12 protein-coding genes are annotated in these 13,475 nt (G+C 60.7%); 3 read left to right on the forward strand and 9 right to left on the reverse strand.

All coding sequences use genetic code 11. The annotated features are described in order from the left end of the window. Position 1 precedes the first annotated feature (1 nt). The 7 genes from ACR0MI_RS06990 to ccoN form a co-directional block, all read right to left on the reverse strand. Complete coding sequence (locus ACR0MI_RS06990) at positions 2-2,179, reverse strand: heavy metal translocating P-type ATPase (RefSeq protein ID WP_170816767.1); 2,178 nt, start codon at positions 2,177-2,179, stop codon at positions 2-4. A gap of 4 nt (positions 2,180-2,183) precedes the next feature. Then, entirely contained in the window at positions 2,184-2,642 is a 459-nt protein-coding gene (locus ACR0MI_RS06995; protein WP_170613583.1) for a FixH family protein, read from the reverse strand. 2 nt (positions 2,643-2,644) lie between these two features. Continuing rightward, positions 2,645-4,072: a cytochrome c oxidase accessory protein CcoG gene (gene ccoG, locus ACR0MI_RS07000; RefSeq protein WP_170613585.1), complete on the reverse strand. Its 1,428-nt coding sequence runs from the start codon at positions 4,070-4,072 to the stop codon at positions 2,645-2,647. Between the two features lie 339 nt (positions 4,073-4,411). Beyond that, a complete protein-coding gene (ccoP, locus tag ACR0MI_RS07005) occupies positions 4,412-5,275 on the reverse strand; it encodes a cytochrome-c oxidase, cbb3-type subunit III (protein WP_170613587.1) in 864 nt (287 codons plus the stop codon). Next, entirely contained in the window at positions 5,272-5,457 is a 186-nt protein-coding gene (locus ACR0MI_RS07010; protein ID WP_170613588.1) for a cbb3-type cytochrome c oxidase subunit 3, read from the reverse strand. The genes ccoP and ACR0MI_RS07010 overlap by 4 nt, the downstream gene beginning before the upstream one ends. A 12-nt stretch (positions 5,458-5,469) precedes the next feature. Further along, the gene (ccoO, locus tag ACR0MI_RS07015) at positions 5,470-6,198 is read right to left on the reverse strand and encodes a cytochrome-c oxidase, cbb3-type subunit II (protein ID WP_170613590.1); all 729 of its coding nucleotides are present in this window, start codon (positions 6,196-6,198) and stop codon (positions 5,470-5,472) included. 14 nt (positions 6,199-6,212) lie between these two features. Continuing rightward, entirely contained in the window at positions 6,213-7,820 is a 1,608-nt protein-coding gene (gene ccoN, locus ACR0MI_RS07020) for a cytochrome-c oxidase, cbb3-type subunit I (RefSeq protein ID WP_170613592.1), read from the reverse strand. A gap of 197 nt (positions 7,821-8,017) precedes the next feature. Between ccoN and ACR0MI_RS07025 the strand changes: the two genes are divergently transcribed. Then, a complete protein-coding gene (locus tag ACR0MI_RS07025; RefSeq protein ID WP_170613594.1) occupies positions 8,018-8,857 on the forward strand; it encodes a universal stress protein in 840 nt (279 codons plus the stop codon). 57 nt (positions 8,858-8,914) lie between these two features. On the opposite strand, the gene ACR0MI_RS07030 is transcribed toward ACR0MI_RS07025, so the two are convergent. Beyond that, complete coding sequence (locus ACR0MI_RS07030; RefSeq protein WP_170613596.1) at positions 8,915-9,169, reverse strand: GlsB/YeaQ/YmgE family stress response membrane protein; 255 nt, start codon at positions 9,167-9,169, stop codon at positions 8,915-8,917. A 26-nt stretch (positions 9,170-9,195) separates the two neighbouring features. Further along, positions 9,196-9,939 carry a transcriptional regulator FnrL gene (fnrL, locus tag ACR0MI_RS07035; RefSeq protein WP_170613598.1) on the reverse strand — a complete coding sequence of 248 codons (744 nt, stop codon included), beginning with the start codon at positions 9,937-9,939 and terminating at the stop codon, positions 9,196-9,198. 61 nt (positions 9,940-10,000) lie between these two features. Here fnrL and hemN point away from each other — a divergent pair, with 61 nt between their 5' ends. After that, positions 10,001-11,356, forward strand: a complete 1,356-nt coding sequence (gene hemN / locus ACR0MI_RS07040) for an oxygen-independent coproporphyrinogen III oxidase (RefSeq protein ID WP_170613600.1) — start codon at positions 10,001-10,003, stop codon at positions 11,354-11,356. Between the two features lie 181 nt (positions 11,357-11,537). Beyond that, positions 11,538-13,466, forward strand: a complete 1,929-nt coding sequence (locus ACR0MI_RS07045; protein WP_170613602.1) for an elongation factor G — start codon at positions 11,538-11,540, stop codon at positions 13,464-13,466. The last annotated feature ends 9 nt before the right edge of the window (positions 13,467-13,475 follow it).

The raw sequence follows: 13,475 nt of genomic DNA on the forward strand, positions 1-13,475 counted from the left end.
ATCACCTCAGCCGCAAGGCGTTCAGGGACACGGTGATGGACGAGGTCGACATCGCCAGCGCCGCGATCAGCGGCGTTGCCAGCCCGGCCACCGCCAGGGGCACCGCGATGACATTATACACGGTTGCAATCTGGAAGTTTTCACGAATCCGCCTGGTCGCTTTTGTGGCCGTGTCGCAGGCATCGGCGATGGGCGACAGGTCGTTGCCCAACAGCACGATATCCGAGGCAACCCGCGCCGCATCCAGCGCCGAGGCGGGCGAGATCGACACATGCGCCGCCGCAAGGGCGGCGGTATCGTTCAGGCCATCCCCCACCATCAGAACCTTTTTCCCGTTGTCGCGCAGGTCCTGAACACGCTGCGCCTTGTCCTGTGGCAGCGCTTCGGCCACCCAGTTTGCGATACCCAGATTTCCAGCCAGCTTTTCCACTGCAGCCCGTGTATCGCCTGAAATCAGGATCACATCCTTGCCCGCTTTCCTAAACGCCTCAACCGCGCTGGCCGCGCCCGGTCGCAGAGCGTCCGCGAACACGAACGGCACGGGTTTACAGCTCCCGACCGCAAGCCATGCTGACGTCTGGGTGCCGGGTTCGGCTCCGACCCAATTCGCCCGGCCCAGCCGAACGCGCTGTCCTTTATGTTCGCCTTCGGTGCCAAAACCTGGCACTTCGACCACAGCGTCAAGGCAGGCCGGCCTGATACCCGCGTCACGCGCCGCTTTGGCCAGCGCGACGGAAAGCGGATGCGCCGACGCCTCGGCCAGCGCCAGCGCAACTTCCAGATCGGAACGGGTATGATCCGCCAGATTGGTCAGTTCAGGCGCACCCGATGTCAGCGTGCCGGTCTTGTCGAAGACAACAGTATCCACCTCGGCCAGACGCTCCAGCGCTGTAGCGTGTTTGATCAACATACCCTTACGGAACAGCCGCCCCGATGCCGCCGTCGTCACCGCAGGCACCGCCAGCCCCAGCGCACAGGGGCAGGTGATGATCAGAACCGCCGCCGCAATGTTCAGCGCCGTGCGGATATCGCCGGAATAGATGTACCAGCCCATAAAACTGAGCGCCGATAGGACGTGCACCCCGGGCGCATACAGCTTGGCCGCCTTGTCAGCCAGCGAGGTATACCGCGACCGGCCCGATTCAGCGATGGCCACCAGATCGGCCATCCGGTGCAGCGAGGTGTCCTCGCCCACCGCTGTCGCCCGGATCGTCAGCGGACCGGTCAGATTGACCTCGCCCGCGCTGACTGTCAGCCCAGCTTCGGCAAAAACCGGCAGGGTTTCCCCGGTCAGCAACGAGCGGTCAAGTTCCGACCGGCCCGAAACGATCTCTCCGTCCACGGGCATACGGCCACCGGGCCGAACGAGGATCAGGTCACCGACGGCCAGCGTCGCGACGGCCACCTCCTCTTCCGTGCCGTCGACCAGCCGGATGGCGCGCGGCACTTCAAGCGCCGTCAGTTCCTCGGCCGCGGACCGGGCAGCGGCGCGCGTGCGATAATCCAGATACCGTCCGGCCAGCAGGAAGAATGTCAGCGTCAGCGCAGCGTCGAAATAGGCATGTTTGCCGCTCAGCGCAGTTTCCCAAAGCGAGGTGATCAACGCCAGCAGGATGGCCAGCACGATCGGCACATCCATGTTCAGACGGCGCACGCGCAGGGCGCTCCAGGCATTGGCGAAGAACGGCTGCGCTGAAAAGGCGATGGCAGGCAACGCAATGGCCGCCGAAATCCAGTGGAACATGTCGCGCGTCGCGTCCGTGGCCCCGGACCAGACCGACACCGACAGCAGCATCACGTTCATCGACGCAAACCCGGCCACCGCCAGCCGCATCAGCAAATCCCGGCCCGCCTTGTCCGTCTGCGTGGCCGACAGCGCACCGGTATCCAGTTCATGCGCCTCAAACCCCGCCTGTTTCAGCACCGGGATCAGATCGGCGGCGCGGATCTCAGGCGCGGCCTTAATCATCGCCCGTTTCAGGGTCAGGTTGACCCGCGCATCCTCGACGCCCGGAAGCGCGTTCAGTTCCCGCTCGATCGTCGAGATGCAGGCCGAACAGTGAATGCCAGGCAGGGACAGGGCGATCTGGACATCCTCGGGAACCGTACGCGCAGGCTCGGCCGGGGCCGCGACGCAGCCGGGACAGGCCATGGTTCCGGGTGAGGGTTGCGCCGTCATCAGCCTAGCCTTTGACGTAAAGCGGAATACGCTGCGAGAAGGTCGCCCCTTCGCCATCCTTGGCGACAAGCCGGATGTTCCAGTTGCCCTCTCCAAGGGTCGCCGGGGTGGAATATGCGGTTCCGTCAAACACAAAGTCGGGGGTGAAATCCTCGCGCACATGGGTCGCCCGCCCCACAACGGCCTGCAATTGATCGACCCTGACCGGCTCGCCTTGCGCGTCGTTGATGTGCAGGATCAGCAAGCCGCCCTTGGTCTCGGCCCGCACGTCCCAACCCAGCGCCTGCTGTTCCTGCAGACGCTCGTTGAACTCCTGGCTGGCGACATACGAGTTTTTGACCTCGAGCCCGGGAAAGGTTTTGACCGCACTGTAGGCCAGTACAAGATTAACACCGATGATCACGCCGAAGGCGGCGACAAACACGGCCAGCGCGTGCTTTCCGGTAAACTGTCGTTCTGCCATTCTCAGTTCCCTCGTCCGTTGAACGTGGTGTCCTTGTACGCGCGTTCACCGCTGATCAGATCCTCGACCCAGATACGAACCGGCGTCGCGTCGGTGTTGGCTGGGTCGGTGTCCTTCAGGGCGGTTATGTAAACGCGGCTCAATTGTGCCGTATCCGCGCTGACATTCACAGTGTCTATGATCGTTCCTTCAATCTCCAGCCGCATGGCCGGGTCTCCGGTCAGGGACAGTTTAAACAACCGATCCTCGCCATGTTTGTTGCGCAGACGCACGTCGTAGGTATTGCGGATCGTGCCGTCTGACAGGGTGACAAAGGTCGGATTGCGTACCGGCGCCACGGTCAGGTCGATGTCGGAACGGATGAACAGGGCAAACAACAGGCCTAACCCAACCAGCGCCCACAGCGCGGTGTACATGATCGTGCGCGGGCGCAGAATGTGCTTCCAAACATTCTTGGCCGGCTGCCCCGAGCGTTCATGCGCCTCGTCGCTCAGCGCCATATAATCGATCAGGCCGCGCGGCTTGCCGATTTTGGCCATCATGTCATCACAGGCATCAATGCAGAGCGCGCAGGTGATGCACTCCAATTGCTGACCGTCGCGGATGTCGATGCCAACCGGGCAGACATTCACGCAAGCCATGCAGTCGATACAATCGCCCAATTCCGTGTCAGCGGTCCGCTTGCCCTTGCCGCGCGGCTCGCCCCGCCATTCGCGGTAGCCGACGACCAGCGTGTCTTCATCCATCATTGCCGCCTGAATACGGGGCCAGGGGCAGGCGTAAATGCAGATCTGTTCACGGGCAAACCCGCCGAACAGAAAAGTCGTACCTGTCAGGATCAACATGGTTGTGTAGGCGATCGGATGCGCGTTGCCCGTCACCAGATCCCGCGCCAGTGTCGGTGCATCCGCGAAGTAAAAGATCCAGGCCCCGCCGGTGGCCAGTCCGATCAGAAACCACGCCCCCCATTTCGTCGCCCGCAGGCGGGCCTTGCGGAAATCCAGTTTCTTCTGCCGATGCAGCCGCAAACGTGCGTTCCGGTCGCCCTCGATCCAGCGCTCGACCAGAATGAACAGGTCGGTCCACACCGTCTGCGGGCAGGCATATCCGCACCAGACCCGGCCCAGGGCCGAGGTGAACAGGAACAGTCCAAGCCCCGCCATGATCAGCAAGCCGGCGACAAAATAGAACTCGTGCGGCCAGATTTCGATCCAGAAGAAATAGAATCGCCGGTTCGCAAGATCCAGCAACACGGCCTGATCCGGCAGGCTGGGACCCCGGTCCCATCTGAACCATGGGGTGATGTAATAAATCCCCAGGGTCACAGCCATGATGATCCATTTCAGGTTACGGAATGGACCCGACACGCGCCGCGGGAAAATCGGCTCACGTGCTGCATAAAGGCTGGGGGCAGGGTCGGAATCGCTCACGGGCTGGCTCCACGTCTGGCTTTGATCAGGCGTCTTTTCCCAGATCATGCGCTGACCAACTTTGACATGTGTCAAATGCGCATCGGGCAGACACCTTTTGTCACACCTAGCACATTTTCGGTCGGTTTCAGCGAAGAAAGGATAGGCCGCAAACCGGAAAACCGGCAGGTTAATCGGTGACATCCGACGAAGATGGCCACACCGGAAACTGGACCCGGGCAAGTCCTGGTTCTATTCTCGGGAAAGTCGGCACCGGCTGTTCAGGAAACGCGCGAACAGATGGAACAGCCGGTGCCTAAGCCTTCGGGCGGCGAACCGCCCGAAGGTGTTCACTTATCTTTATTGACCGCCACCCAGCTGGTGGACGTAAGCCGAAACGGCGCGGATCTGTGCCTCGGTCAGGCGGTTTTCCCACGCGGGCATGACCCCGAAGCGGCTGTACGTAACCGTCTCGGTCAGCGCCTCTTCCGAGCCGCCGAACAGCCAGATCGCGTCGGTCAGGTTCGGTGCACCTTGCGTGACGTCGCCGGTCCCGTCCTCGCCATGGCAGGACGCGCAGTTGTCCTCGAACACGACCTTGCCAGCCTGTGCCGAAGCATCGTCGGTCTGGGCGTTGGTCAGGGACATGACATACTGAACCACCTGCGTGATCTCTTCCGCTTCGAGGATTTCACCAAAGGCAGGCATTTCGGAATAGCGCGCATCGTCGCTTTCTTCGTTTCGAATGCCATAGGCCACAGTGTACTCGATATCCTCGAGCGAACCGCCCCACAACCAGGCGTCATCCAACAGGTTCGGGAAACCCGGCGCACCCTGCGCACCCGAGCCGTGGCACTGCGCGCACCACGTGCGGAACACAGCGCCACCCGAATTGACGGCGTATTGCTGCAACTCGGCATCCTTGGCGATGTCTTCCAGCGGCGTTTCCACCAGCTTCGCGTTCCAGGGCGCATTGGCTTCTTCGAACGCAACCATCTCCTGCTGAACCAGCGCCCGAGAAGACCAGCCCATGACACCGGCGGTTGCCGACTGTACCAGAGGCCATGCCGGATACATGATCGTGTAGATCACACCCCAGACGATGGTGGCGTAGAAGGTCCACAGCCACCAGCGCGGCATCGGATTGTCGAATTCCTCAATCCCGTCCCAGCTGTGGCCGGTGGTGTTCGGATCACCCGGCTGTTTTTCAGGTGTCTTGCTCATTGCCGCGCCTCCTTGGATGTGGCGGGTTTGTCTTGATGCCGGAAGGGGATGTTGGCGGTGTCATTGTATTCCTTGCTGGCACCGGGGCGGAAAACCCAGATGATGATGCCCACAAAGAAGACAAACAGCACAAGCAGCATCCAGCTGTCCGCGAACTGCCTGAGAAGGGTGTACTCTTCCATCACGATCCTCCCTTAGCGGCTTGCGTCCGGGGTGAAGGTCGAGAAATCGACCAGCGTTCCCAGCATCTGCAGATAGGCGACCAGCGCATCGGCTTCGGTCAGTTCGGGCTGACCGTCGAAGTTCCGCACGTTGACCTTGTCGCCATAGCGTTCCAGCAGCCCGTCATAGTCGCTGTCCGGATCGGCCTGAGCGCGGAAGTCCGCCACGGCGTTTTCCAACATCTCGTCGGTGTAGGGCGTGCCGACCATCGCGTTCGCTTTCATGATGTCGCCAATGTATTTGCCATCGATCTTGCGATGCTCGAGGAAGCCGTATTTCGGCATCACCGATTCCGGCACCACCGACTGCGGATCACGCAGGTGGTCCACCTGCCACTGATCCGAATACCGGCCGCCGACACGGGCCAGATCGGGCCCGGTGCGCTTCGACCCCCACTGGAAGGGATGGTCATACATCGATTCAGCCGCCAGCGAGTAGTGGCCATAGCGTTCGACCTCGTCCCGCATCGGACGGATCATCTGGCTGTGGCAGGTATAGCAGCCTTCGCGGATGTAGATCTCACGCCCCGCCATCTCGAGAGGGGTGTAAGGACGCATGCCCTCCACCTTCTCGATGGTGTTCTCAAGGTAGAACAGGGGCGCGATCTGCACGATGCCGCCGATGGTCACGACCAGAAAGCTGAAGATCAGCAGGAGGGTCGCGTTGGTCTCGAGGATCTTGTGTTTGTCGAGAATTGCCATAGCTCCGGCCCTCCTTATTCAGCCGGGACCGAGACGGTCAGGCTGGCCTCTTTGGCCGGCGCTTTCCGCACAGTCATCCACAGGTTGTAGCACATGATCACAGCGCCAGCGACGAACAGAACGCCACCCAGAGCACGAACCACATACATCGGGAACTTGGCGGCCACGGTGTCGGCGAACGAGTTCACTAGGAAGCCGTTGGCATCCACTTCACGCCACATCAGGCCTTCCATGATACCGGTCACCCACATCGACGCGGCGTAGAGCACGATGCCGATAGTCGCGAGCCAGAAGTGCCAGCTGACCATCTGCAGCGAGTACAGGCGTTCCCGCTTCCACAGAACAGGCACCAGGAAGTACAGCGCACCAAAGGTGATCATGCCGTTCCAACCCAGCGCACCCGAGTGCACGTGACCAATGGTCCAGTCGGTATAGTGAGACAGGCTGTTCACGGCGCGGATCGACATCATCGGGCCTTCAAAGGTGGACATGCCGTAGAAACCGACCGAGATCACCATCATGCGGATCACCGGGTCTGTACGCAACTTGTCCCATGCACCCGACAGGGTCATCAGACCGTTGATCATGCCACCCCAGGACGGCATCCACAGGATCACCGAGAACACCATACCCAGCGTCGACGCCCAGTCAGGCAGCGCCGTATAGTGCAGGTGGTGCGGACCGGCCCAGATATACAGGAAGATCAGCGCCCAGAAGTGGATGATCGACAGCTTGTACGAGAACACGGGGCGCTCGGCCTGTTTCGGGATGAAGTAGTACATCATGCCCAGGAAGCCCGCAGTCAGGAAGAAGCCCACGGCGTTGTGGCCATACCACCACTGGATCATGGCGTCCTGAACACCCGACCAGACGATGACCGATTTCGAACCCCAGATGCTGACAGGGATGGTCATGTTGTTCACCAGGTGCAGCATTGCGACAGTGACGATGAACGCCAGATAGAACCAGTTGGCCACGTAGATATGGGGCTCTTTCCGCTTGATGATCGTGCCCAGATAAACGGCCAGATAGGCGACCCAGACAATTGTCAGCCACAGGTCAACATACCACTCGGGTTCGGCGTATTCCTTGGATTGCGTACCGCCAAGGACATAGCCGGTTGCCGCCAGCACGATGAACAGCTGATAGCCCCAGAAGACGAACCACGCCAGATTGCCACCCCACAGGCGCGCGGCGCTGGTGCGCTGCACAACATAGAACGAGGTTGCGATCAAGGCGTTGCCACCAAAGGCAAAAATCACCGCCGATGTGTGCAGCGGACGCAAACGGCCGAAGTTCAGATATCCTTGGGCCCATTCGAAATTCAGTGCCGGAAAGGCCAACTGAAACGCAATGAAAGTTCCTGCAATAAACCCGACCACGCCCCAGAAGGCAGTTGCGATCACGCCATAGCGGATCACGTCATCCATGTACTCGGCCGAGCGGTCTACGAGAATATCTGGCTCATCTGTGTTTCGAAGCGTCCAGATGAACAATCCAACGGCGATCAGCATCACCAGAATCGCGTGCACCTGATACGCCAAATCCCGTGCATAGTTGGACCCGATCGCGGCAAAAATCACGATCAGACCAAGCACGATCAGCTTGATGTAATTTGACATATTGCGTCCCTTTGCATGCCCCGTGCGATTCTTGACGCCGCACGAAACCCATTTGACTGGCCGCTGTTCTGTCTGACAAGGGCCATAGCTGCTTTGATCTGTGTCAAGACAATAGCCTGTTTTCCGTGGCAGTGATAAACAATTGAGTGGGTTAACTGGTCGCAGCTTGCCCCCCGCGCACATCGAGTGAGGTCAAAATGGCTTACAAATCCCTTCTAACAGTCATGACAGAGACAAAGCAGGCGAACGCGGCACTGGCCCAGCTTGTAGCTCTGGCAAACGCGCAGGACGCGCATGTCGAAGCGCTGTGTCTCGGCGTTGATCGTAGCCAGACCGGCTACTATTACGCTGGCGCAAACGCCTTGATCCTTCAGGAGACGCTCAGCCGCGCCAATGCCGATTCCGACGCTGTTCTGGAGTATGCAAAGAACTACCTGGGCAAAACCGGGATCCGCTGGTCCGCGGAAAACGGCGTGGCCCAGATTGCCGATATCGGCCGCCACGTGGCCCATCGCGCACGGTTTTCCGATCTGGTTGTGCTGCCGCAGCCTTATGGCGAAGATCGCGCGGCCGAGGCCGAGCCCATCATAGAAGCCGCCATGTTCGAAGGCCACGCACCGGTTCTGGTTGTGCCCGATGATGTGACGCCGTTCGAGAAACCCAAAACCGTTCTGATCGGATGGAATGAAAGCGTCGAGGCCATGCGGGCCATCCGCCGCGCCCTGCCCTTCCTGAAACAGGCGGACCTGGTGCGCATCGTCGTCATCGATCCGCCGCGCCACGGACCAGACCGCTCGGACCCGGGCGGATTGTTGTCACAAATGCTGGCCCGGCACGGGGTGAAATGCGAAATTGACGTGCTGAGCAAAACCATGACCCGCGTCTCGGACATCCTCAACCGCCATGCTGGCGATACCGAGGCTGACCTGATCGTCATGGGCGCTTATGGCCATTCGCGGTTCCGCGAGGCCATTTTGGGCGGTGCCACCCGCAACATGCTGGAACAATCCGTTGTGCCGGTCTTTTTGGCCCATTGATCCGAAGGGACGTGCGGCTTGCAGATACTGCCCCTTTCATTGGGGCAGTATTCTAAACTAGTTGCGCCGGATCAGGCCGATCACGAACAGCAGGATCACCGCACCGATGGTTGCGAAAAAGATCGACGAGAATAGCCCACCGCCAACCGAAAAGCCCAAGGCCGGGAAAATCGCGCCCGCAAGAAACGCGCCGACGATCCCGATGATGATATTGCCGAACAGGCCAAAACCCCGGCCTTCCATGATCTTGCCTGAAAGCCATCCGGCGATTGCGCCGATGAACAGCATTGCAAGCAGGCTGGTGAACTCCATCCGAATCTCCTTTTGCGTATCGGGTGTCAGACCAGAAAACCGCCGTCCGCATCATCGCCGGCCTCATCCATGAGGCGCGCCATGTCCGGAATGGTCACGTGGCGTTTTCCGTCCAGTGTAATGACGCCGTCTTTTTTCAGCGCCGACATCTGACGGCTGACCGTTTCCAGTGTAAGCCCCAGATAGTCCGCCATCGCCTCACGCGTGAGCGGCAGATCAAACACCATTGGACCGGAGTTGCTTTTCTGGGCCACCGAAGCATCGCGCCGCGCGATGATCGACAACAGGCTGGCAATCTTCTCGCGCGCGGTTTTGCGCCCAAGGACAAGCATCCACTCGCGGGCCGCGTCCAGCTCATCCAGCGTCATCTGCAGCAGCCGGTGCGCGATATGCGGGGTTGTGCTCATCAATTCTTCGAACGGTTTCTTGCGGAAACAGCACATCACCAGATCAGTTGTGGCCTGAACGTCATAGGGCGCAGTTTCGCGTCCCGGACGGCCCACAAAGTCGCTGGGCAGCAACAGGCCCACCATCTGGGTCCGGCCATCTTCCATCGTCTGCGTCAGCGAGGCGATGCCCGAAACCACGGAGCCGACAAAATTCATCTGATCGCCGGACCAGATGATTGTCTGCCCGGCCTCGAAACTGCGGTAGAACTTGATCTCTTCCAGTTCCACAAGCTCGTCGGGTTCGCAATGGGCACACACGGCACGGTGCCGGATCGGGCAGTCCGCACAATTCGAGTGGTCAAATTGGGAATTCAGGTTCATTCGCGTTTCCACTTGATCTCAGTCAAGGTCTTGTTGAAGGCCGTCCCTTAACGGTATCGCCATGATAGTGAAACCACAATTAGCACAGCTTGGACTATTTGACGCTAAAGTTCCGCGTTACACAAGCTACCCGACAGCGCCCCACTTCAGCAACGATGTGGGATCAGGCATGTTTGGCGACTGGATTTCGGGCATTCAGCCCGGAAGCGCCGTGTCCCTTTACATCCATGTCCCCTTTTGCCGCAGACTGTGCTGGTTCTGCGCCTGCCGAACCCAGGGAACACAGACCGACAACCCCGTCATCGCTTATGTTGACGTTCTGAAGGCCGAGCTTGATCTGCTGGCCGCGCGCCTGCCCGAGGGCGTCACCCTGTCGCGGCTGCACTGGGGCGGCGGCACGCCAACCCTGCTGAACGCCGATTTGATGCGCGATCTGGCAGCGCGGATTCTGGACATCGTGCCGCTGGGCCCGGACGCCGAGTACTCGGTCGAGATCGACCCGAACGAAATCGACGAAGCACGGCTGGACGCCCTGGCCGAGGCCGGCATGAATCGCGCCTCGATCGGGGTGCAGGATTTCGACGACGAAATCCAGAAAACCATCGGCCGCATCCAAAGCTATGACACCACGCGCAAGGCAATCGACATGATCCGCGCACGCGGCATCACCAGCCTGAACGCCGATATCCTGTATGGGCTGCCGCATCAGACCAAGACCCGGATGACCGAAAGCGTACAAAAGCTGCTGTCGCTCAGCCCGGACCGCGTGGCGCTCTATGGCTATGCCCATGTGCCTTGGATGGCCAAACGCCAGCAGCTTATCCCCTCGGACGCGCTGCCGACGCCGGAACAGCGGCTTGACCTGTTCGATACCGCGCGCCGGCTGTTCATGTGGGACGATTACGCCGAGATTGGTATCGACCATTTCGCGACGCAGGATGACGGGCTGACCCGTGCACTGCAGACCGGAAAGCTCAAACGGAACTTTCAAGGCTATACCGACGATCAGGCCGAGGTTCTGATCGGCGTTGGTGCCAGCTCGATCTCAAAGTTTCCGCAAGGGTACGCCCAGAACGCGCCAGCGACGTCAGCGCATACCAAGGCCATCCGGAACGGCCAGTTCTCGACCTCGCGCGGGCACCTGTTCAAGGGGCAGGACATCCTGCGCGCCCGCCTGATCGAGGCGCTGATGTGTGATTTCCGGATCGATTCGGCTGAAATCCTGCGTGACCACGACATCTCGGTCGGGGAACTGCAGGGCATGTTCAACACGGCCAACGATGCGTTCGACGGGTTGCTGCAGGTGACCGGGGACGGTCTTTTCATCCCGCCCGAGGCCCGTGCCCTGACCCGGATGATCGCCCGCAGCTTTGACGCCTATGACCTCAGCAAGGCAGGCCACAGTTCGGCCATCTGATTGACTTCGGACAGAGGGGGGGTTGACGCAGACAGGGGGTATTCCGCAAACTTAAGAACGCGGGCGGCAAGCCGCCCCAACCCCGAGGCAGATCCGTTTTCAGGCAATTGACCCCTGCGCGTCAGCGCAAGGCAGCCGATATCGCGCAGTCGTTCTTAAACCTGAAAGAGGGACAGCACTCATGCGCGTTTTCACCGTCCTCGGCCCCAGTCAATCGGGCAAATCCACCCTGGTCGAGGCCATCAGCCGCCTTGATGGTCGGCCAACGACATTCGACGTATCCGGAACCGTGCATCTGCACGGTTTTTCTTATTTGGACGAGCCGTGGTGCGCCATCGACGTGGATGGCGGCGGGGATTCCCTGGCCTATGTCGGTCCTGCCATGGCAATCTCGGACGCGGCGGTTGTGGTGGTTCCGCCTGACCCGGACGCCGCGGTGCTGTGCGCCCCCTATCTCAGACTGGTCGAAGAAGCAGGGATTCCCTGCTTCCTGTTCATCAACCGGATGGACAACCCCAACGGCCGCATCCGCGATATCATCGCGGCCCTGCAAACCTATTGCACCCATCATATCGCGCTACGGCAGGTGCCCATTCGCGACGGCGAGGCCATCATCGGCGCGGTTGATCTGATATCCGAGCGGGCGTGGAAATATCAGGAAGGCCAGCCCTCGGCCCTGATCGAACTGCCTCAATCGGTCGAGGACCGCGAACAGGAAGCGCGCACGGAATTGCTAGAAACCCTGTCCGACTTCGACGACAAGCTGCTGGAACAGCTGATTGAGGACAAGCAGCCCCCCAACGAAGAGGTTTTTGAACTGGCCGCACAGGTTCTGCAGAACCACCAGCTGATCCCCGCTTGCCTGGGCGCCGCCAGCCACGGCAACGGCCTGACCCGCCTGATGAAAGCCCTGCGCCACGAAGCGCCCGAGTTCGACATCGCCGCCGGGCGGGATGAGGCCGCAGACAATGCCCGCGCCATTGCCGGGTTCGCCGACGTGAAAAAACACATTGGCAAGATCATCGTGCTGCGCGGCCTTGGCGAAGGCGTCACCGCGCATGAGGCGTTGGGCGGCGAAACCGTCGGCAACCTGACCACGCTGGACGCCAAGACCCAGATCGGCGCGCTTGAGGCCGGTCAGATCGGTCTCGCCGTCAAGTCCGATCACCTCAATCCGGGCAACATTTACGACAGTTCCTCCGCCACGCCTCTGCCGGACTGGGCCACCTCGCGTCCCGCGGCGCATCGGCAGATCGTCTCACCGGCGCATGAACGGGACGACGTACGCCTGTCCAACGCGCTGAGCCGCCTGGTCGAAATCGACCCCGGCCTGACCCTCGAACAGGACGAACTGAGCGGTCACGCGATTCTAGGCTCGCAGGGCCCTCAGCATATGCGGCGCGTCACCGCCAAGCTGGCAGAAGACTTCGGGATCGAAATCGAGGCGGATCAGGTCGAAACTGCCTATCGCGAAACCATCCGGACACCGGTTGAACATCGTCACAGACACCGCAAGCAATCGGGCGGTGCCGGTCAGTTCGCTGACGTCGTGATCACGGTCGCGCCCATGCCGCGCGGATCGGGCTTTCAGTTCGAAGAGGTTGTCAAAGGCGGCGCGGTCCCAAAGAACTACATTCCGTCGGTTGAACACGGCGCGAAAGACGCGCTGGTTGAAGGCCCCGAAGGCTTTCCCGTTGTCGATGTCAAAGTCACGCTGAGCGATGGCAAGCACCACAACGTGGACAGTTCGGACTATGCCTTCCGCACTGCGGGCAAGAATGCCGTGCGCGAGGCACTGCCGCAGGGCAAACCCGTTGTCCTGCAACCGATCCTGAACGCCGAGATCCACCTGCCGTCGGATTTTGTGGGCGACCTGGTGCCGACGATCAGCTCGCTCCAGGGGCAGGTTCTGGGTTTCGAAGGCAACCCAAATGCCTCGGGCTGGGAGATCTTCAACGCCCAGCTTCCCGCCGTGGCCGAGGATGAGCTGCACCGCACCCTTGCCAGTGCCACGCGCGGTACCGGCTGGGTCAAACTCAGCTTCGATCACTATCAGGAACTGCGCGGACCGGTGCCGAAATCGGCATCGCGTGAAACGGCCAACGCCTGACGCACCTTT

The organism is Ruegeria sp. D4 (genome assembly GCF_056534475.1).

Excerpts from the sequence above, each read along its gene's own strand:
- ACR0MI_RS06990 (WP_170816767.1), bottom strand. The coding sequence starts at position 2,179 with ATGACGGCGCAACCCTCACCCGGAACCATGGCCTGTCCCGGCTGCGTC.
- ACR0MI_RS06995 (WP_170613583.1), bottom strand. The coding sequence starts at position 2,642 with ATGGCAGAACGACAGTTTACCGGAAAGCACGCGCTGGCCGTGTTTGTC.
- ccoP (WP_170613587.1), bottom strand. The coding sequence starts at position 5,275 with ATGAGCAAGACACCTGAAAAACAGCCGGGTGATCCGAACACCACCGGC.
- ACR0MI_RS07010 (WP_170613588.1), bottom strand. The coding sequence starts at position 5,457 with ATGGAAGAGTACACCCTTCTCAGGCAGTTCGCGGACAGCTGGATGCTG.
- ccoO (WP_170613590.1), bottom strand. The coding sequence starts at position 6,198 with ATGGCAATTCTCGACAAACACAAGATCCTCGAGACCAACGCGACCCTC.
- ccoN (WP_170613592.1), bottom strand. The coding sequence starts at position 7,820 with ATGTCAAATTACATCAAGCTGATCGTGCTTGGTCTGATCGTGATTTTT.
- ACR0MI_RS07025 (WP_170613594.1), top strand. The coding sequence starts at position 8,018 with ATGGCTTACAAATCCCTTCTAACAGTCATGACAGAGACAAAGCAGGCG.
- ACR0MI_RS07030 (WP_170613596.1), bottom strand. The coding sequence starts at position 9,169 with ATGGAGTTCACCAGCCTGCTTGCAATGCTGTTCATCGGCGCAATCGCC.
- fnrL (WP_170613598.1), bottom strand. The coding sequence starts at position 9,939 with ATGAACCTGAATTCCCAATTTGACCACTCGAATTGTGCGGACTGCCCG.
- hemN (WP_170613600.1), top strand. The coding sequence starts at position 10,001 with ATGATAGTGAAACCACAATTAGCACAGCTTGGACTATTTGACGCTAAA.
- ACR0MI_RS07045 (WP_170613602.1), top strand. The coding sequence starts at position 11,538 with ATGCGCGTTTTCACCGTCCTCGGCCCCAGTCAATCGGGCAAATCCACC.